The organism is Stenotrophomonas sp. KH_029, assembly GCF_057839765.1.
This window is the reverse complement of the sequence record NZ_CM174498.1, coordinates 3,693,027-3,712,480: the sequence shown is the minus strand read 5'-3', so window position 1 is coordinate 3,712,480 and position 19,454 is coordinate 3,693,027. Positions and strand designations below refer to the sequence as shown.

Here is a 19,454-nt window from a genome sequence, read left to right as displayed (position 1 = left end):
ACAACGTGCCGTGCGCATCGCCGGTGCGTGGAGTCTGTCCATGTCTGTTTCCTACCCGCTGCGCCAGCAATGGCTCGGCAATATCCGCGGCGACCTGTTGTCCGGCGCGGTGGTCGCGCTGGCACTGATCCCCGAGGCGATCGCGTTCTCGATCATCGCCGGGGTCGACCCCAAGGTGGGGCTGTACGCCTCGTTCTGCATCGCGGTGGTGACCGCCATTGCCGGTGGCCGGCCGGGCATGATCTCGGCGGCGACCGGGGCGATGGCGCTGGTGATGGTCGACCTGGTCCGCGACCACGGCCTGCAGTACCTGCTGGCGGCCACCCTGCTGGCCGGGTTGCTGCAGCTGCTGGCCGGCGCGCTGAAGCTGGGCGTGCTGATGCGCTTTGTGTCGCGCTCGGTGATCACCGGCTTCGTCAATGCGCTGGCGATCCTGATCTTCCTGGCGCAGATGCCCGAGCTGATCGGGCGTTCGTGGCAGGTGTGGGCGGTGTGCGCGGCCGGGCTGGCGATCATCTACCTGCTGCCGCGGCTGACCCGCGCGGTGCCGGCCCCGCTGGTGGCGATCGTAGTGCTCACCGCGCTGTCGATCGGGCTGCACTGGGACATCCGCACCGTGGGCGACATGGGCGCGTTGCCCGACAGCCTGCCGGTGTTCCTGTTCCCCGACGTGCCGCTCAGCTGGGACACCCTGCGGCTGCTGTTGCCGGTGTCGGCCACGCTGGCGGTGGTGGGCCTGCTGGAGTCGATGATGACCGCGCAGATCGTCGAGGACATGACCGACACCCCCAGCCAGCGCAACCGCGAATGCGCCGGCCAGGGCCTGGCCAACATCACCGCCGGGCTGTTCGGTGGCATGGCCGGCTGCGCGATGATCGGGCAGTCGGTGATCAATGTGTCTTCCGGCGGGCGCGGCCGGTTGTCGTGCCTGGTGGCCGGGGTGCTGCTGTTGCTGCTGGTGGTGTACGGCGCCGATTGGGTGCGGCAGATTCCGATGGCGGCGCTGGTGGCGGTGATGATCATGGTCAGCATCGGCACCTTCCACTGGCGTTCGTTCGCCGAGCTGCGCCAGCATCCGAAGAGTTCTTCGCTGGTGATGGTGGCCACCGTGGTGGTGACCGTGGCCACCCACGACCTGGCCAAGGGCGTGCTGACCGGGGTGCTGCTGTCGGCGCTGTTCTTCGCGCGCAAGGTCGGGCAACTGCTCGATGTGCGGGCCATGACCGACGATACGGGCACGCTGACCTATGCGGTGACCGGCCAGGTGTTCTTCGCCTCGGCCGGCCAGTTCGCGGCCAGCATCGATCTGCAGCACGCGCCGGCGCAGGTGGTGATCGACGTGTCAGATGCGCATTTCTGGGATCTCAGTGCCGTGGCGGCGCTGGACCAGGTGGTGCTGAAACTGCGCGCGCACGGCGCGCAGGTAACGGTGCGCGGGCTCAATGCGGCCAGCCGGACCCTGGTCGAACGGCTGGGCCGCCACCACCGCGATGACGCGCCCGCCCGCCACGGACACTGAACCTGGTCAGGAAGTGCGGCTCAACATTGGCGCGGCAGGGCCGTTATCCAGCTTGATGCCCCGACGCGTGTCGGCGGGGCCACGGCGGGTCCGGGCGTGTCTTCCGGCTGCCGTCGGGCGCGGTCGTCGCGTTGTGTCCAAGCTGCACCGTTTCCTGCCGGGCCGGCCGTGAGTTGCACCGCGCCGACCGGCACCGCAATGGACTGCGTGTTGCCGTAGTGGCGCCCGATGGCGTCGCCTGACCTGTACCTCTTCCAGGAACCGCCCCCATGCCCGCGTCCCGCCCGACTGCTTCCCCGCGCCTCGGCAGCATTGCCAACCGGCTGATGCTGGGGACCGCGCTGATTGCCATGCTCTGCTTCGGCATCACCGCCGCCATCAGCTACCGCGAAGCCAGCCAGGCGTTGGTGGAGTCATCGCGGCGCACGATGCAAAGCCAGGCCGAGGCCGAGGCGCGCCGGGTCGGCGCCGACCTGTCGGCGGCGTTTGCCGCCAGCCGGGCCCTGGCCGACAGCCTGGTGGTGCAGCGTGCCGCCGGCACCCTGTCGCGCGCCACCGTTGCCCAGGTGCTGCAGCAGCAGCTGCAGTCGCATCCGGAATGGGTGGGTTTCGGCACGCTGTGGGAACCGCAGGCCTTCGACGGCAAGGACAGCGCCTTCGTCGATGCCCCGGCGCACGATGCCAGCGGCCGCTTCATGAGCTACTGGTCGTGGCAGGACGGCAGCCCGGTACAGGACGCGCTCAAGGGCTATGAAGTGCCCGGCGACGGCGACTGGTACCTGCGTCCGCGCGCACTCAAGCGGCCGACCGTGGCCGAGCCCTACCGCTACGAGATCGCCGGCAAGCCGGTGCTGATGACTACGCTGTCCACCCCGGTGCTGGACAACGGTAGCTTCCTTGGCGCGGTCACCGTGGATGTCGCGTTGGCCGCGCTGCAGCAGCGCCTGGCCGAACTGCGCCCGATGGGCGAGGGCCACGTGGAGCTGATTTCGCCCGGCGGCATCGTGCTGGCCGCCGAGAACGCCAGCGAAATCGGCAAGCGCCGCGACGATGCGGCCACCGGCGCGCTGCTGGCGGCGGTGGCGGCCGACAAGCCGTTCGACGCATTCACCGCCGATGCCGCCGGCAACGTGAAGGCCTACGTGCCGCTGCGCATCGGCGGCAGCCAGGAGCGGTTCGCGCTGGGCGTGATCGTGCCGCACGAGCTGATCACCGCGCAGGCGCGTGCGCTGCTGTGGATCATCCTGGCCGTCGGCCTGGGCGCGGCCCTGGTGCTCAGTGGCAGCGTGTATGTGCTGCTGCGCCGGCAGGCGATCCGGCCGCTGGCCGACGCGGTGCGGTTGTCGGCCGAGATCGCCGAAGGCCGCCTGGATACGCCGCTGCCGGCCTCGCGCAATGACGAGGTCGGGCGCCTGCTGGATGCGATGCAGCGCATGCGCAGCCAGCTGCAGGCCGTGTTGGCCGCCCAGGCCGGCATGGCCCAGCGCCACGCTGCCGGCGAGCTGGGTTACCGCATGGACGCGCAGGCCTTCCCAGGCGCGTATGGACGCATGGTGGAAGACACCAACGGGTTGGTCGGCGCCAATATCGCGGTGACCTACCGGCTGGTCGAAGTGATGCAGCGGTATGCGGTGGGCGACCTGTCTCAGGATATGGACCGCCTGCCCGGCGAGCAGGCGCGTTTCACCGAAGCGATGGACACCACCAAGGCCAACCTGGGCGCGATCAACACCCAGATCCGCGAGCTGGCCGGCGCGGCGGCGCTGGGCGATTTTAGCCAGCGCGGCGACATGGTGCGCTTCGACCACGATTTCCGCGCCATGGTCGGCAACCTCAACACCATGATGCAGGTCAGCGACGACAACCTGCAGCAGATTTCCGCGCTGCTGCGCGCGATCGCCGCCGGCGATCTGACCGCACGCATGCACGGCGACTTCCATGGCGTGTTTGCCCGCATGCGCGACGATGCCGACACTACCGTGACCCAGCTGACCGACATCGTCGGGCGCATCCAGCAGGCCACCGCCAGCATCAACCTGGCGGCCGGCGAGATCGCCTCGGGCAACAGCGACCTGTCGCGGCGTACCGAACAGCAGGCCGCCAGCCTGGAGGAAACCGCCGCCTCGATGGAGGAGTTGACCTCCACCGTGCGCCAGAACGCCGACCACGCGGTGCAGGCCAACCAGCTGGCCGCCGGTGCCGCCGAGGTGGCCGCGCAGGGCGGCCAGGTGGTCGGCCAGGTGGTCAGCACCATGGCCGGGATCGAAGCCTCGTCCAAGCGCATCGCTGAAATCATCACGGTGATCGACGGCATCGCTTTCCAGACCAATATCCTGGCGCTGAACGCGGCGGTGGAAGCGGCCCGTGCCGGCGAACAGGGCCGCGGTTTTGCCGTGGTGGCCTCGGAAGTGCGCGCGCTGGCGCAGCGCTCGGCGGCGGCGGCCAAGGAGATCAAGACGCTGATCGACGATTCGGTCGGCCAGGTCGGCCAGGGCTCGGCGCTGGTACGGTCGGCCGGGCAGACCATGCAGGAAATCGTCACTGGCGTGCGCCGGGTCAACGACATCATGGCCGAGATCTCGGCCGCGTCGAAGGAACAGTCGGCCGGCATCGAACAGGTCAACCAGACCATCACCCAGATGGACGAAACCACCCAGCAGAACGCCGCGCTGGTGGAGGAAGCCACCGCCGCGGCGCGGGCGATGGAAGAACAGGCGCAGCACCTGGGCACTGCCGTGGCGATCTTCCGCACCGATGCCGGTACGCCGCAGGCCGCTGCATTGCGCGCGCCTGGCACGGTATCGGCCCGGCCTGCCCCGGCCGCGCCGCGCAATGCGCCCCGCCAAGTGGCCGTGGCCGGTGGCGACTGGCGGGCATTCTGATCAACCCGGTGCCGGCACGCTGCGGCACCCGGCCCCGCGCACGCTACTGCCCGGGGCCGCCTGGAGGTGCGCCGTTGAAGCCGCGCCGGCCCAGCCACAGCGCCAGGTGTACCAGCAGGATCAGCACCGGCACTTCGACCAGCGGGCCGATCACGGCGGCGAAGGCCACCGGCGAGGCCAGGCCGAAGGCGGCGATGGCCACCGCGATCGCCAGTTCGAAATTGTTGCCGGCGGCGGTGAATGCCACCGCCGTGGTGCGCGGGTAGTCGCGTGAAATCCACTTGCCCATGAAGAAACTGATCAGGAACTGCAGCAGGAAGTACAGCGTCAGCGGAACGGCGATGCGCAGCGCATCCAGCGGCAGGCGCAGCACGTCGGCACCCTTGAGGCTGAACATCGCCACGATGGTGAACAGCAGCGCGGCCAGGGTGATCGGGCCGATCGCGGGCAGGAAGCGGGTTTCATACCAGGCCGCGCCGCGCAGGCGCAGCAGCAGCCGGCGGCCGAGATAGGCGGCCACGAACGGAATGCCAAGGTAGATCAGCACGGCGCTGGCGATGGTCCATACACTGACATCGACCACGCTGCGCTGCAGGCCGAACAGCGGCGGCAGCACCGACAGGAACAGCCACGCATACACGCTGAAGAAGGCGATCTGGAAGATCGCATTGAACGCCACCAGCCCGGCGGCATACGCGCTGTCGCCGCGCGCCAGCTGGTTCCAGACCAGCACCATCGCGATGCAGCGCGCCAGCCCGATCAGGATCAGCCCGGTCATGTAGTCCGGCTGGTCGTGCAGGAACACCGCCGCCAGCGCGAACATCAGCACCGGCCCGACGATCCAGTTCTGCACCAGCGACAACGCCAGCACCCGCTTGTCGGCGAATACCGCCGGCAGGGCATCGAACTTCACCCTGGCCAGCGGCGGGTACATCATCAGGATCAGGCCGATGGCGATCGGCACATTGGTGCTGCCCACCGACATCGCATCCAGCGCGGCCGGCAGGCCGTCGAACAACGCGCCCAGTGCGATGCCCAGCGCCATCGCCGCGAAAATCCACAGCGTCAGCCAGCGGTCCAGGAAGGACAGCGCGGTCGTGGGGACGGCGCTCATCGTGGCGGCGCGCAGCGGGAGGGGGGGCCGCAGTCGCTGTCGCCGGCGCAGCAGTTCTCGGTGAGATAGCCGACCAGGCCGTTCATCGCCTCGAAGTCGGCCCGGTAGCAGATGGCGCGGCCGCGCGGTTCGGCGCTGAGCAGGCCGGCGGCCGCCAGTTCCTTGAGGTGGAAGGACAGGGTGGCACCGGGCAGGTCGAGCGCGCTGGCGATCTCGCCGGCCAGGCGGCCGCCACGGCCGGCCTGGACCAGCAGGCGGAACACGCTCAGGCGGGTGGGATGGCCGAGCGCGGCGAGAGCCTGGGTTGCATTTGTATGTTCCATATTTCTAGAATAGTCGAACAATTGATCCGGAACAAGCCATGCCATCCCTGCCCAACCTCACCGCTGCGGCGGTCGACCTGCCCGATCCAGGCAAGCTGCGTGCCGAAGGCGGCAGCCATCCACCGCGGATCCTGATCCTGTACGGATCGCTGCGCGCGCAGTCCTACAGCCGTCGGTTGGCGCTGGAGGTGCAGCAGCTGCTGGAGCATTTCGGTGCGCAGGTGCGCGTGTTCGACCCGCATGAACTGCCATTGGTGGATGCGGTCGATGCCGCCCACCCCAAGGTCCAGCAGTTGCGCGACTGGTCGCAGTGGTCCGAGGGCCAGGTGTGGATCAGCCCGGAACGGCACGGCAGCATGACGGCGGTATTCAAGAACCAGATCGACTGGTTGCCGCTGTCCGAAGGCAGCGTCCGCCCGACCCAGGGCCGCACGCTGGCGGTGATGCAGGTGAGCGGTGGTTCGCAGTCGTTCAACGTGGTCAATGCGCTGCGCGTGCTCGGGCGCTGGATGCGCATGGTGGTGATCCCCAACCAGTCGTCGGTGGCCAAGGCCTGGCAGGAATTCGACGAGGCCGGCCGGATGCGGCCGTCGGCGTACTACGACCGGGTGGTGGACGTGGCTGAGGAACTGGTCAAGTTCACCCTGCTGGTGCGCGGCCGCAGCGACTACCTCACCGACCGTTACAGCGAGCGCAAGGGCGATGCCCTGGCGCGCGCGCTGGGCAGCGCATCGGCAGCGGTGGAAGCGGCGCCGGCCGCGGCGATGCCGTCCTTTGCTGCTTCTGCCACCGGAGCATGACCATGAAAGCGGTGATCTACCACAACCCTGCCTGCGCCACCTCGCGCAACGTGCTGGCCTTGATCCGGCATGCCGGGATCGAGCCGGAAGTGATCGAATACCTGCAGTCCCCTCCCAGCCGTGAACGGCTGCAGGCGCTGATCGCGCGGGCCGGCTTGAGCGTGCGCGATGCGCTGCGGCAGAAGGGCACGCCATATGCGGCGCTGGGCCTGGACGACCCGGCGCTGGACGATGCGCACCTGCTGGAGGCGATGCTGGCCGAACCGATACTGATCAACCGGCCGTTCGTGGAAACGGGGCTGGGGGTGCGCCTGGCGCGGCCGTCGGAGACGGTGCTGGACATCCTGCCGCCGCTGCCCGGACCGTTCCGCAAGGAAGATGGCGAGCTGGTGATCGACCCACGCGGTGGGCCCGGGGCACGGCTGGACCGTTGATCGATCCGCGCGGCTGGTCCGCAGCGTGCCCGGACATTGCGATACAACTACCGTCCGATCAAAGGCAGTGACCGACATATGCGCTGGTTGGGTTGGCGCGGGTGGGTTGGCGGGACACGCCGTAAATCCATCCCTGGAGCAACTGTGTTGCCGGGGAGCTTCCCCGTGCCCGGCGCGCAGGCACGGTAGTGCCGGCCGCTGGCCGGCAGCCTTTTGAGGCCCTACGGGCGCGCGTCAGGCGGGGATCGATCCGCTTTGGGCGTCGCGCACGCGGGCGTTGAGGATCACCAGCATCTTCCGCATCACCGCCACGATGGCCACTTTGCCTTCCTTGCCGCGAGCTCGCAGCGACTGATAAAAGTCGCGCAATCGCGGTTCATGCCGCATGGCCGACATGCTGGCCATATAAAGCACCTGACGGATCTCGGCTCTGCCGCCATGGATGCTTCGTTTCCCACGTATCGTCCCGCTGTCGTGGGACATCGGCGCCACCCCAACCAGACTGGCGATGGCCTTGCCGCTGATCTTGCCCAGCTCGGGCAGATAACTGGCCAGTACCGCCTGCAGCCCTGGACCGACGCCTTTCATCGACTTCAGCACAGCCAGTTGAGGCTGCTGAGAGACCTGCTCGGCAATCTGCTTTCCCAGTCGTTCAACCAGCGTATGCAGGCGTGTGATATTGGTCTGCAGCAGCTGGCGCAATTCACGATTGCCCACCATTTCCTGTTGCTGCCGCGCGACGGTTAGCGCGTGCATCGCCTGTCGACGTGCGCACACGAATTCCCGCATCTTCTGCTGCCAAGGCTCCAGCGGCTGATAGGAAGGCAGTTTCACCAAGGCAGCCATCTGCGCCAATGCATAGGCGTCCAAACGGTCGGTCTTGGCCACCTGGCCAAGGCCTTGGGCCAGTTTTCGGGCCCGCAGGGCATTGGCCCGGACCACCGGATGACCTGCCTTGTGCAGGAAGTCCAGCACGGGCTGCTCGTAGCCGCCGGTGGCCTCCAGCACGATCTGGATCGCCGGGTGTTTCCTCAGCCAAGCGTCCAATTCAGCAAAGCCAGAGCGGGTATTGCTGACCCGCAGGGTCTCCCCGTCCGTCGTGCCAACATCAAGCTGGCGCTTGCTGACATCAATCCCGATCCCGTTCATCGCCCGACTCCGTATAGTCTGGAAGGGTCGAGAGCTCCCCCGCTTGCCCAGTCTTATCACTGCGAGTGTCAGCTCCAGCAACTGTTCGGGCGGATCAAGGGAGATTCCGGCGTGGGCGCCAAGCTCCATGACGATCGTCGAGATCCAGGCTTGCACGGCGGCCCACGCCGGCTCTCGACGCCTACGCTGCCAGATTCCGAACAGATAAGGCTTGGCGAAAACATCCATGTTTTCGACAGTCCCGCCAATCCACCCGCGCCAACCCTCCACACATGGCTGGCACGCACCGGAAAGCGTAGGTCCGAACCACGCTCGGACGCTGTTGCTGTTGCTGTTGCTGTTGCTGTTGCCCGTGATCTTGATCTACCTCCCCCTTGGAGCGAGCCGAGCATCGCAGCGGCGGCAAGGGCGAAGAGGTGCGGGTGTCTGAGCGCAGCGAGTTCCGCACCGTCCCTTGCCGACGCGAGAAGCGCAGGGCACCGGCGGGCGTAGCCCGACGGCGAGCGGACGGGGGCGTGTTCTTTGGTTACTTTCTTGCACGAGCAAGAAAGTGACTCGCGCCCCGAAGGGGCACGAAACGCTTTTGAACTTAGCCGCGAAGCGGAAACAGCAACGCCAATGCATCCGGACAATGGCCGGCTGTAGCCCCGGACATGGGAGAAGAACCAAAAAAAGCCCGGTCCTGCGACCGGGCTTTGCTGTCCGCGCCAGGCGGCGCTTACCAGCGCATGCCCTGGAACGGGTTCCAGCTGACGTTGCCCTTCACCTTCTCCTGGTAATAGGAGTAGTTGGCGGTCATCGCGATCAGCAGCGACCAGCCGATCCAGACGCCGCGGGCGACCACGGCCGGCATGAACGAGGCCAGGACCATCAGCACGATGGTCATGCCCAGGATGGTCAGCGCCTTGCGCCACATGCCCAGGATGAGCAGGTAGATCCAGCTGAAGAACAGCGCGAAGAAGTTGAAGTTGACCTTCAGCTTCTGCCCGAACGGCAGCTCCTTGTAGGCGGCCTTGAAGGTGGGCGTATTGGGCGCACCGTGCTGCTCGAAGAAGTTGAAGCGGAACTGCCACTTGGGGCTGAGCGGGGAGGTGGTATTGGAATCCATATCCATCAAAGTTAGGTGTAAACGTTTACATGATAGCTGTTCCATATCAAAAGCCGCCAGCTTCCCGGCGCGGCACGTCGGCGTCCTGGCGAACTGCAGGGCCCGTCACACATCTGACCCGGAATTGATATAGGGTTCGCATTCCGCGCGGCAGGGAGCCCCGTGGTGAACAGCAATGCCAAGAGAAAATCCGATATGCCCAGTGTTGTGATGTCCCCCGAGCGCCCGCCGGCCGGCCCGCAGATTGCGCCATGCCCGGTCGCCACCCAGGCCCAGCGGTTGCTGGCGCACCTGCAGTTCTCCCAGCTCGGCTCGCGTGCGCTGACCCAGCCGCCGGTCGATGCCGACATCGCCGTGGCGGCAACGCCGGCCTGAAGCGTCGGCGCGTGGGCCTGTGCCCACGCACCGCGCCATGCGCGCATCAGAAGCGTGCGGTCATTCCCAGGAAGTAGCTGCGCCCGGCCACGAAGTAGTCGGTAGCGCCTTGTGCATAGAGCTTCTTGTCGGCCAGGTTGCTCACCCCGGCGCGCACGGTCAGCGCATTGTTGACCTGCCATGCGCCGGTCAGGTCATACAGCGTATAGGCCTTGATGAAGCTGCTGGCTACCCCGGCCTGCTTGCCGGTGTACTGCGCCGAGAGCGTGGCCGAGAACGCATCGACCGGGGTCCAGTCCAGCGACGAATAGCCGGAGAACTCGGGGGTGTCGATCAGGTTCTCGCCGGTGGTCAGGTTCCTGGCTTCCTTCATCCAGGTCGCCGAGGTGCGCCAGCGCCACTGCTCGCCCAGGTTGAGGTTGAGATTGCCTTCCATGCCGCTGGTGCGCGCGCGCTCGACGTTTTCCATGCGCGTCCACCAGTAGCCATTGAAGAACCCCAGCGCCTCGTACTCGATCTTGTTCCTGAAGTCGGTATGGAACCAGGTCAGCCCGGCATCGATGCGGCCGTTGTCGAAGTTGAAACCGATCTCGCGGTTGGTGCTGGTTTCCGGGTCCAGGTTCGGATTGCCGGCCATGTAGCAGCCGCCGGTGACATAGCCCAGCGGGCGCAGCGAACCGCAGCCGCGGCCGCCGGACTGGGTCGCCGCCGCAGCGGCGTTCTCGGTCAGGCTGGGCGCGCGGAAGCCCTTGGAAATGCCGCCGCGCAGGGTCCAGTGCGGCGCCGGGTGGTAGACCAGGTAGGCACGCGGGCTGACATGGCTGCCGAACTGCTCATGGTGGTCCAGGCGCGCGCCCAGGGTGAGGGCCAGCGTTTCGTGCAGCTTCAGTTCGTCCTCGACGAACACCGCCCAGGTGTCCACTTCCAGGCTGGAGCCGTTGACCGGGTTGCCGGCGTAGTCGACCGGGGCCTGGCCGATGGTGTCGGTGTTGGTCAGCTGCTGGCGCTTCCACTGCCCGCCCACGCTCAGCTGGTGGTCCACCCACAGCGTGAACGGCGTACCCAGGCTGCCTTCCAGGATCATGTCCCTGGCCTGCGAACGGCCGGTGAAGCCGATGTCGTTCTTGAACTCGGTCCAGTAGCCGGTGACCTTGGAGGTACCGAAGGACCAGTTGCCGTTGTGGCTCAGCGACAGGCTGGTGCGCTTGAGCTCGCTGGCCCCCCACGCACCGTCGCCCTGGTCTTCCAGCGAGGCGCTGGCATAGGCCTGCTGCACGCCATGGCCGGCTTCCAGCTGCAGGCGCTGCGCCGGGCTGATCTTCCAGTCCAGCAGCGCATCGACGTTGCGGTCCTTCTCACCGCCATAGGCGTTGCCGTACATCCCGCCATTGCTGCGGTCGGACTCGCGGTTGGTGTAGTTGGCGCCGATGCGCATGCCGATGTTCTCGGTCAGCGGGCCGGAGAGGTTGCTGCCGATCTGCTGGGTATCGCCGCGCTTGCCGTCCTGCGCGGAGGTGTAGCTGTGGGTGGCGCTGCCGCCCCAGGTGTCGCCGATGCGGCGGGTGATGATGTTGATCACCCCGCCCATCGCGTCCGAGCCGTACAGCGAGGACATCGGGCCGCGCACCACTTCGATGCGCTCGATCTGGTCCGGCGCGATCCAGTTCAGGTCCTGGCGGCCCAGGTCGGGGCGGTAGTTGGTCGAGGCCGAACTGCCCACGCGTTTGCCGTCGACCAGGATCAGGGTGTAGTTCGACGGCATGCCGCGCAGCTTGATCTTGGACTGTTCGCCCGCCGCGCTGAGGCCGCCGGTCACCCCGGGGATGCGGCTGAGCAGGGTGCCCAGGTCGTGCACCGGCTGGCGCTCGATGTCCTCGCGCGAGATCACGCTGATGCTGGCCGGCGCATCCTTGATCCATTGCTGGTTGCCCGAGGCGGTGACCACCACGGTGTCCAGTTCCTTGGCGGCGGCGGTGCCGGCGCCGTCGGCGCGGGCGATGCCGGGGGTGGCCAGCAGCAGGCACACGGCCAGGGCCAGCGGGGCGCGGACCAGCCGCGCGGGGGAGGGGGAGTAAGCAGACATTGGGTCTTCCATGGAGGGGGAGCGGAATCCCCGGCCGGAAGCGGCCCGCGACGATGGCAATGCGGGGAGGCGACCGGGCCGGTGGAGCGGACTGCGCACGGAGCCGATCCGGCGCGTCTGGGTGGGTGGTGCGGAACGCGCCTGCCTGCCTGGCGAGCGGAATGATAACCGTTTACAAAATGAATGGGCAAAGGCCCGCCGGCCAAGGGTTGCGGCAGGTTGTCGCAATTGGCGGCATCGGAATTGCCGATCGAATTTGCTGAATGGGGAGGAATTACCGAAGGACCCCTTCGCACCCGGCTTACATTTCGCCCCATAGACTGGACCGCATTTTTCGTCTCAGATACGTTGGAGAGTTCGTGGTTTCCGGTAGTGACAGACAGCAGCTGCGTGCCGGCCATGGCCCCGCACCGACAGGACACAGGCGCGCCACTGGGCGGGCCGGGATCTGGATGATCCCCTCCGCACCGGGCCTGGCCCGGATGGCCGGCTCCGTGCAGGACCGCCCCCGATGAGCGGGCCGTCCGTCCCTACTGTCGCCGATGCCGGGCGCGCGGTCCTGCCGGCGCCCACGCCGATGCCGATGCCCGAGCAGTCCTTCGTCGAGGGCCGGCTGCAGGTGCCGCGGCAACGCACGGCGCCGCGGCTGATGGCGCTGCGCCGCTTCTACATCCTCGGTGGCACTGCGGCGATGACCATCACCGCCACCATGATGATGTGGAAGGTGCTGGCGATGAACGGCATCAGCGTGCTGGAGGCCTGCCTGCTGGTGCTGTTCGTGGCCTTGTTCGCCTGGATCGCGCTGTCCTTCGCCGGCGCCGTGGCCGGGTTCCTGACCGCGGTGTTCGACCGCGGCTACAAGCTGGGCATCGACCCGGACCAGCCGTTGCCGGTGGTGCATACCCGCACCGCGCTGCTGATGCCGACCTACAACGAAGACCCGCGCCGGCTGCTGGCCGGCCTGCAGGCCATCTATGAGTCGGTGGCCGAGACCGGGCAGCTGCAGCAGTTCGACTTCTTCGTGCTCAGCGACACCCGCCGCGACGACATCGGGGCGGCCGAGGAGCAGGCCTTCGCCGCCTTGTGCGATGCGGTCGACGGGCACGGGCGGCTGTTCTACCGCCGGCGCGGCGACAACGGCGGGCGCAAGGCCGGCAACATCGCCGACTGGGTGCGCCGTTTCGGTGGCGCCTACCCGCAGATGCTGATCCTGGACGCCGACAGCCTGATGACCGGCGACACCATCGTGCGCCTGGTCGCAGGCATGGAACACAACCCCGACGTGGGACTGATCCAGACCCTGCCGGCGGTGATCGGTGGGCGCACCCTGTTTGCCCGCATGCAGCAGTTCGGTGGGCGCGTGTATGGCCCGGTGATCGGCCGCGGCGTGGCCTGGTGGCACGGTGCGGAAAGCAATTACTGGGGCCACAACGCGATCATCCGCACCCAGGCCTTCGCCGAAAACGCCGGCCTGCCCGCGTTGCCGGGGCGGCAGCCGTTCGGCGGCCACGTGCTCAGCCACGACTTCGTCGAAGCCGCGCTGATGCGCCGCGGTGGCTGGGCCACGCACATGGTGCCGTATCTGAAAGGCAGCTATGAAGAAGGCCCGCCGACCCTGACCGACATGCTGGTGCGCGACCGCCGCTGGTGCCAGGGCAACCTGCAGCATGCCAAGGTGGTGGCCTCCAGGGGCCTGCACTGGGTCAGCCGCATGCACATGATGATCGGCATCGGCCACTACTTCACCGCGCCGATGTGGGCGATGCTGATGCTGATCGGTATCGCCATCCCGCTGTTCCAGGGCGGCATCGACTTCAACGAAGTGCTGCATCTCTCGCCCGGCGTGTACTGGCGCCACCAGGACGAAGAGAAGGTGATCCGCATGTTCGCCCTCACCATGGTGGTGCTGCTCACGCCCAAGGTGCTGGGCTACCTGGCCATGGTGCTGGACCGGGTGGAGCGGCGCGGCTGCGGCGGCAGTTTCCGCGCGCTGGTGTCGATGCTGCTGGAAACCCTGTTGGCCGCGCTGATGGCGCCGGTGGTGATGTACGTGCAGTCGCGCGGCGTGGCCGAAGTGCTGGCCGGCAAGGACTCCGGCTGGGATGCGCAGCAGCGCGACGATGGCGGCATTTCCTGGCCGGCGTTGATCCGCGGCTATGGCGGGCTGAGCGTGTTCGGCCTGTTCATGGGCGTACTGGCCTATGCGGTGTCGCCGTCGCTGGCGGCCTGGATGGCGCCGGTGGTGATCGGCATGGTGCTGGCGATCCCGGTGGTGGCACTGACCTCTTCGCGCAGCGCCGGCACCTGGATGCACCGGCTGGGGCTGATGGAGATTCCCGAGGAAACCGCACCGCCCAAGGTGCTGGTGCGTGCCGCGCAGCTGCGCCAGGCCGCGGCCAGGCCGGCACCGTAGTGAATGCGACGTGCGGCCATTGCCGGCCGCACGGTCCATAATGCGGCCTGACCTTGAGGAAGCCGCATGATGCTCGATACCGTGGTGAACGAAACCGGCGCCGACCCGCAGTGGGCGGTGCTGTGGCTGCATGGCCTGGGCGCGGACGGGCATGACTTCGCGCCGATCGTGCCCGAGCTGCTGCGCCCGCACTGGCCGGCGATCCGCTTCGTGTTCCCGCACGCGCCGATGCAGCCGATCACCATCAACAACGGCGTGCCGATGCGTGCCTGGTACGACATCGTCAGCATGGATTTCCGCTCGCGCGCCGATGCCGCCGGGGTCGACGCTTCGGTGCAGGCGCTGGATGCGTTGATCGCCGCGGAGATCGCGCGCGGGATTCCCGCCGAACGGATCCTGCTGGCCGGTTTCTCCCAGGGCGGGGCGGTGATCCTCAGCGCGGTGCTGCGCCGGACCGACCCGATCGGCGGTGTGATCGCACTGTCGACCTACCTGCCCGATCCGGACAACGCCGCCGCCCGGCGCGCACCCGACGGCATCCGTCCGCCGATCTTCATGGCCCACGGCGTGCAGGACCCGGTGATTCCGCAGGCGATCGCCGCGCACACCGCGCAGACCCTCAAAGCGCTCGGCTTCCCGCTGGCGTGGCACAGCTACCCGATGGCCCACCAGGTCTGTGGCGAGGAGCTGCAGGCCCTGGGCGACTGGCTCGACGCGCGTTTCCAGGCGGCCTGAGCGATGAACCTGCCGCCCCCGCTGCCCTGGTTGCCCGAGCTGTGCCGCCTGCCGCGGCTGGTGGCGATGCTTGGCCTGGCCGAGCTGGTGGTGGTGGTGGTGGCCCTGGCGCCCGATGGCAGCCGCCAGTGGCGCCTGGCCGACTTCGTCGCCGCCAGTGGCTTTGCGCTGTGGCTGGCGCTGGCGGTGACGGTGTGCCTGTGCCTGGCACGCAATGCCTTGTCGCGCCTGCCCGAAGCGGTCGGCGGCGCGTTGGCGGTGCTGATGAGCGCGCTGATCGCCGCGCTCTGTGCCGGCATCGTGCACGCGCTGTACGGCGTGCTCGACACCGATGGGTTCGCCCAGCAGGTCGGCTTCTGGCGCTTCACCCTGGGCGGCGCCACCATGACCGCCCTGATCGTGGCCCTGGCGCTGCGCTACTTCTACGTCAGCGACCGCTGGAGCGCGCAGATCGTGGCCAATGCGCGCGCCCAGGCCGATGCGCTGCAGGCGCGGATCCGTCCGCATTTCCTCTTCAACAGCATGAACCTGATCGCCAGCCTGGTGCGCCGCGACCCGGTGGTGGCCGAGCGTGCGGTACTGGACCTGTCGGACCTGTTCCGCGCGGCGCTGGGCGCCGGCGAGGGCGATTCCACCCTGCAGGCCGAGTGCGAGCTGGCCGAACGCTATCTGTCGATCGAATCGCTGCGCCTGGGCGAACGCCTGCAGGTGCAATGGCAGCGCCAGGAGCCGTTGCCGTGGGCGTTGCCGATGCCGCGGCTGGTATTGCAGCCGCTGGTCGAGAACGCGGTGCTGCACGGCATCTCGCGCCTGCCCGGTGGCGGCACCATCATCATCGCGCTGTCCTGCGACGGTGCGCAGCTGCGCATCGGCGTGCGCAACCCGGCCCCGGATCCGGACGCGCGCGCGTTGCCGCTGGCCCATGGCGCCGGCCATGCGCAGCGCAGCATCGCGCACCGCCTGGCGTGGCGTTTCGGTCCGTCGGCGCGGATGACGGGGGCATGGAGCCAGGGCTACTATGCCTGCGACATCACGGTGCCGGTGCAGTGAGGAGTTCGCCTTGAAGGTAGTGATCGCCGACGACGAGCCGCTGGCGCGCGAGCGCCTGCGCAGCCTGTTGGCCGAACAGGACGGGGTCGAGGTGGTGGCCGAAGCCGAGAACGGCGAACAGGCCCTGCATGCCTGCGCCGAACTGCAGCCGGACCTGGTACTGCTGGACATCGCCATGCCCGGCCTGGACGGGCTGGAAGCGGCGCGCCACCTGGCCACCTTCGACCCGCGCCCGGCGGTGGTGTTCTGCACCGCCTACGACGCGCATGCGCTGTCGGCCTTTGAAGCGGCCGCGATCGACTACCTGATGAAGCCGGTGCGCCCCGAGCGCCTGGCCGCCGCGCTGGAACGCGCGCGCACCTTCCTGGCCGGGCGCAGCGGGCAGCAGGGCGCGCCCAGCCAGCAGGCGCGCACCTTGTTGTGCGCGCGCCTGCGCGGCAGCCTGCGGCTGATCCCGATCGAGGACATCCACTACCTGCAGGCCGAAGAGAAATACGTGGTGGTCCACCACGCGCGCGGCGAAGACCTGATCGAGGAATCGCTGAAGTCGCTGGAGGAGGAGTTCATCGGCCGCTTCGTGCGCATCCACCGCAATTGCCTGGTGGCCCGCCACGAACTGGTGGAGCTGCGCCGCAACAGCGCCGGCCAGGTCCAGGCCGTGCTGCGCCATGGCAAGCAGCCGCTGGAAGTAAGCCGGCGCTGCGTGGCCAGCATCAAGCAGGACCTCAAGCACCTGTAGGTATCGACCGTTGGTCGATACGCGCCACTCGATGCGCCGCCATGACGGGCCGACATTGGTCGATACACCATGATGGGCCGATAATGGGCCCATGAAGACCCTGCGCATCGCCACCCGAAAGAGCCCGCTTGCCCTGTGGCAGAGCGAACACGTCGCCGACCGCCTGCGCCAGGCGCATCCGGGGCTGGAAGTGGTGCTGGTGCCGATGAGCACCCGCGGCGATGAGGTGCTGGACCGGTCGCTGGCCGCGATCGGCGGCAAGGGCCTGTTCCTGAAGGAACTGGAGCTGGCCATGCTGCGCGGCGAGGCGGACTGCGCGGTGCACTCGCTCAAGGACGTACCGATGGAGCTGGACGCCCCGTTCGTGCTGCCGGCGATGCTGCCCCGGCACGACCCGGCCGATGGCTTCATTTCCAATCTGTATGCCTCGCTGGAGGCATTGCCGATCGGTGCACGGGTGGGAACCTCCTCGCTGCGCCGGCAGGCGCAGCTGCGCGCGCTGCGCCCGGACCTGGCGTTGCTGGACCTGCGCGGCAACGTCAATACGCGCCTGGCCAAGCTCGACAACGGCGGCTACGACGCCATCGTGCTGGCCGTGGCTGGGCTGGAACGCTTGGGCCTGGGCGCGCGGATCGTGGCCAGGCTGGCTGCGCCGGCCTGGTTGCCGGCACCGGCGCAGGGCGCGGTGGCGGTGGAATGCAATGGCGCCGATGCGCAGGTGATGGCCTTGTTCGCCGCGCTGGACGATGCGCGTACGCGCGCCTGCGTGGAAGCCGAGCGGGCGATGAACCGCGCGCTGCACGGCAGCTGCCACGTGCCGGTGGCCGGTTTCGCGCAGTGGGAGGGCGAGGACCTGTTACTGCAGGGGCTGGTCGGCGGCGTGGCCGATGGGCGCATCGTGCGCGCCCAGGCACGCGGCCCGGGCGGCGACCCGGATGCGCTGGGCCAGCGCGTGGCGCAGGCCTTGCTGGACGGCGGGGCCGGCGAACTGCTCGCCGTTTAAGGTGTGCCGACCAACGGTCGGCACCTACCGGTGGGGTACCGACCGTGGGGGACGGTAGGTACCGACCGTTGGTTGGTACGCACCGCTGGTGTAGAAGCGGCGGTCTGGGTGGTGGTGGTGAGAAGGGGCCCACGGTTTGCGCAGCGAACCGTGGGGCGTCAGCGCGAATGCGTTGGCGTTAACCCTTATTTGAACTTGTAGACCACGTTCATCGTGGTCAGCGTGTCGGTCTTGCGCTTGTCCTGGGCCACATCGCTGTTGTAACGCGCCTGCCAGCCGGCTTTCAGCGCCAGGTGCTCGTTCATGCTCACCGACACGCCGAAATCGTTCTGGCCGAAGGTGTTGTACGAGCCCGATTCCACCAGCAGGGTGTTGACCAGGTCGGTGTTGGGGGTCAGCGAATACTTGACGTCGAACAGGCCGCGGCCGATCAGGCCGGTGCGGGTGGCATCGTCCTCGGTGTTGTGGGTGCGGCGCACACCCGGGCCGATCTGCGCGTCCATGTAGAAGCGGTCGCCTTCCACCAGGCGCGTGCCGTAACCCAGGCCGAACGAACTCTGGCGGTCGTAGGTGGCGAAATCGTCGCGTTCGTAACGCACCGTGGCGGTCAGCTGGCGGTGCTCGCCCAGCTGCAGCGCGCTGCCGGCGCTGCCGGTGTAGCGGTTGGCGGTGGTATCGGTGCGCTTGGTGACGGTGCCGTCGTCGCTGGTTTCGGTGTGCTCCGAACGCGAGCGCAGACCGAACAGGTCCATGCTGTGCACCCAGTCGTCGTCGGTATAGCGCAGGCGCAGCCGGCCGTTGGCGCTTTCGGTGTTGCTGTTGCCGCGCGAGGAGGCGAAACCGAGTTCACCGCCGCTGCCGCTCCACGGCGAGGTCATCGCGGCCGGGTCGGTGGTGTCCTGCGCAAACGCCGCAGGGGCGCACAGCAGCAGGGAAGCAAGCAACGAGACGCGCAGGGACATCAACGGTTCTCCGGATCGGGCGGTGGGGGCGGGCAACGCGTGATGATACTTGATGCGTTCACGCGCATTTACCCGCGCTCGCCCCGGGCTTTAGCAGGGGTTCGGCCTGGCTGCCTGTTCAGGGAAGTGCCACCTGCAGCGCCGGATCGTCCAGCCGCGTGTAGCCGACGGTGATCTGCAGGGCCTGGCCCCGGGTCTGTCCCTGGCGCTGGATCTGCACCGGCAGGCCCTGTGCGTTGACCCAGTACAGCAGCCCGTCCGGGGCGGCGGTGGCATGGTGCACGCGGTATTTCCGCGTGGCCTGGCTGCCGACGCGATCGGCGCCCAGGTCTTCCACCCGCAGCTGGGCCGGCGCCAGGTCCGGCGGCAGCGGGTTGCGCCATTGCGCCAGCAGGCCTGGCGGCACCGGGACCTGGCGCACCTGCCCCTCGTGCTGCAGGAAGAAGGTGTCGCCGATGATGGTCTGCACGCCCTCGGGCGTGGTCAGCCGGTAGCGGTCCGGCGCCACGAAGTCCATCTGCGCCTCCACCCGGCGCGGGCCCTGCATGCGCAGGGTGGCGTGGAAGCTGCGCAGCTGGCCGAACCGCCGGCTGGCGCCCAGCACCGCCTGCACCGGGTCCGGCGCGGCCGGTACGCTGCCCGACGGCGCGGTGCCCGGGGCCGGCCCGGTGGCGCCGTCGCAGGCCGACAGCAGCAGGGACAGCAGGGCGGCGGCGGGCAACAGGCGCATGACGGGCGGCAACCGGTGGGTTCGGGGCCTCACCA

The 19,454-nt window shown here is 68.3% G+C and carries 17 protein-coding genes; 10 read left to right on the top strand and 7 right to left on the bottom strand.

The window, feature by feature from the left end; translation table 11 throughout:
* Nucleotides 1-40 precede the first annotated feature (40 nt).
* Together AC3ITM_RS16600 and AC3ITM_RS16595 are read left to right on the top strand one after the other, a co-directional pair.
* Nucleotides 41-1,519, top strand: a complete 1,479-nt coding sequence (locus AC3ITM_RS16600) for a SulP family inorganic anion transporter (RefSeq protein WP_489266586.1) — start codon at nucleotides 41-43, stop codon at nucleotides 1,517-1,519.
* Between the two features lie 269 nt (nucleotides 1,520-1,788).
* Entirely contained in the window at nucleotides 1,789-4,401 is a 2,613-nt protein-coding gene (locus tag AC3ITM_RS16595) for a methyl-accepting chemotaxis protein (protein WP_489266584.1), read from the top strand.
* 43 nt (nucleotides 4,402-4,444) lie between these two features.
* Here AC3ITM_RS16595 and arsB read toward each other — a convergent pair whose 3' ends face one another.
* Together arsB and AC3ITM_RS16585 are read right to left on the bottom strand one after the other, a co-directional pair.
* On the bottom strand, nucleotides 4,445-5,515 hold the full coding sequence (gene arsB, locus AC3ITM_RS16590; RefSeq protein ID WP_489266582.1) for an ACR3 family arsenite efflux transporter: 1,071 nt from the start codon (nucleotides 5,513-5,515) through the stop codon (nucleotides 4,445-4,447).
* Nucleotides 5,512-5,838, bottom strand: coding sequence for an ArsR/SmtB family transcription factor (locus AC3ITM_RS16585; protein WP_489266580.1), 327 nt, complete (start codon nucleotides 5,836-5,838; stop codon nucleotides 5,512-5,514). Before AC3ITM_RS16585 ends, arsB begins: the two co-directional genes overlap by 4 nt.
* Before the next feature lie 38 nt (nucleotides 5,839-5,876).
* Here AC3ITM_RS16585 and arsH point away from each other — a divergent pair, with 38 nt between their 5' ends.
* Together arsH and arsC are read left to right on the top strand one after the other, a co-directional pair.
* The gene (arsH, locus tag AC3ITM_RS16580) at nucleotides 5,877-6,638 is read left to right on the top strand and encodes an arsenical resistance protein ArsH (protein WP_489266578.1); all 762 of its coding nucleotides are present in this window, start codon (nucleotides 5,877-5,879) and stop codon (nucleotides 6,636-6,638) included.
* 2 nt (nucleotides 6,639-6,640) lie between these two features.
* Nucleotides 6,641-7,072 (top strand): arsenate reductase (glutaredoxin), encoded by a 432-nt coding sequence (arsC, locus tag AC3ITM_RS16575; RefSeq protein WP_489266576.1) that lies wholly within the window; start codon nucleotides 6,641-6,643, stop codon nucleotides 7,070-7,072.
* Between the two features lie 234 nt (nucleotides 7,073-7,306).
* Here arsC and AC3ITM_RS16570 read toward each other — a convergent pair whose 3' ends face one another.
* Entirely contained in the window at nucleotides 7,307-8,221 is a 915-nt protein-coding gene (locus AC3ITM_RS16570; RefSeq protein WP_489266115.1) for an IS110 family RNA-guided transposase, read from the bottom strand.
* A 718-nt stretch (nucleotides 8,222-8,939) separates the two neighbouring features.
* Entirely contained in the window at nucleotides 8,940-9,329 is a 390-nt protein-coding gene (locus AC3ITM_RS16565; protein ID WP_489266575.1) for a DUF2628 domain-containing protein, read from the bottom strand.
* A gap of 195 nt (nucleotides 9,330-9,524) precedes the next feature.
* Here AC3ITM_RS16565 and AC3ITM_RS16560 point away from each other — a divergent pair, with 195 nt between their 5' ends.
* The gene (locus AC3ITM_RS16560; protein ID WP_489266573.1) at nucleotides 9,525-9,704 is read left to right on the top strand and encodes a hypothetical protein; all 180 of its coding nucleotides are present in this window, start codon (nucleotides 9,525-9,527) and stop codon (nucleotides 9,702-9,704) included.
* A 46-nt stretch (nucleotides 9,705-9,750) separates the two neighbouring features.
* On the opposite strand, the gene AC3ITM_RS16555 is transcribed toward AC3ITM_RS16560, so the two are convergent.
* Entirely contained in the window at nucleotides 9,751-11,787 is a 2,037-nt protein-coding gene (locus tag AC3ITM_RS16555) for a TonB-dependent receptor domain-containing protein (protein ID WP_489266571.1), read from the bottom strand.
* 511 nt (nucleotides 11,788-12,298) lie between these two features.
* Between AC3ITM_RS16555 and mdoH the strand changes: the two genes are divergently transcribed.
* The 5 genes from mdoH to hemC all read left to right on the top strand — a co-directional run bounded on the left by mdoH (nucleotide 12,299) and on the right by hemC (nucleotide 17,727).
* Complete coding sequence (gene mdoH / locus AC3ITM_RS16550; protein ID WP_489266569.1) at nucleotides 12,299-14,200, top strand: glucans biosynthesis glucosyltransferase MdoH; 1,902 nt, start codon at nucleotides 12,299-12,301, stop codon at nucleotides 14,198-14,200.
* 66 nt (nucleotides 14,201-14,266) lie between these two features.
* Nucleotides 14,267-14,935 carry an alpha/beta hydrolase gene (locus tag AC3ITM_RS16545; RefSeq protein ID WP_489266567.1) on the top strand — a complete coding sequence of 223 codons (669 nt, stop codon included), beginning with the start codon at nucleotides 14,267-14,269 and terminating at the stop codon, nucleotides 14,933-14,935.
* Nucleotides 14,936-14,938: 3 nt separating this feature from the next.
* Nucleotides 14,939-15,985: a sensor histidine kinase gene (locus AC3ITM_RS16540; protein WP_489266565.1), complete on the top strand. Its 1,047-nt coding sequence runs from the start codon at nucleotides 14,939-14,941 to the stop codon at nucleotides 15,983-15,985.
* A 10-nt stretch (nucleotides 15,986-15,995) separates the two neighbouring features.
* Entirely contained in the window at nucleotides 15,996-16,724 is a 729-nt protein-coding gene (locus tag AC3ITM_RS16535) for a LytR/AlgR family response regulator transcription factor (protein WP_489266563.1), read from the top strand.
* A 91-nt stretch (nucleotides 16,725-16,815) separates the two neighbouring features.
* Nucleotides 16,816-17,727: a hydroxymethylbilane synthase gene (gene hemC, locus AC3ITM_RS16530; protein WP_489266561.1), complete on the top strand. Its 912-nt coding sequence runs from the start codon at nucleotides 16,816-16,818 to the stop codon at nucleotides 17,725-17,727.
* A 185-nt stretch (nucleotides 17,728-17,912) separates the two neighbouring features.
* On the opposite strand, the gene AC3ITM_RS16525 is transcribed toward hemC, so the two are convergent.
* Both AC3ITM_RS16525 and AC3ITM_RS16520 read right to left on the bottom strand, forming a co-directional pair.
* Entirely contained in the window at nucleotides 17,913-18,689 is a 777-nt protein-coding gene (locus AC3ITM_RS16525) for a DUF481 domain-containing protein (RefSeq protein WP_489266560.1), read from the bottom strand.
* Nucleotides 18,690-18,807: 118 nt separating this feature from the next.
* On the bottom strand, nucleotides 18,808-19,419 hold the full coding sequence (locus AC3ITM_RS16520) for a hypothetical protein (protein WP_489266558.1): 612 nt from the start codon (nucleotides 19,417-19,419) through the stop codon (nucleotides 18,808-18,810).
* Nucleotides 19,420-19,454: the final 35 nt, after the last annotated feature.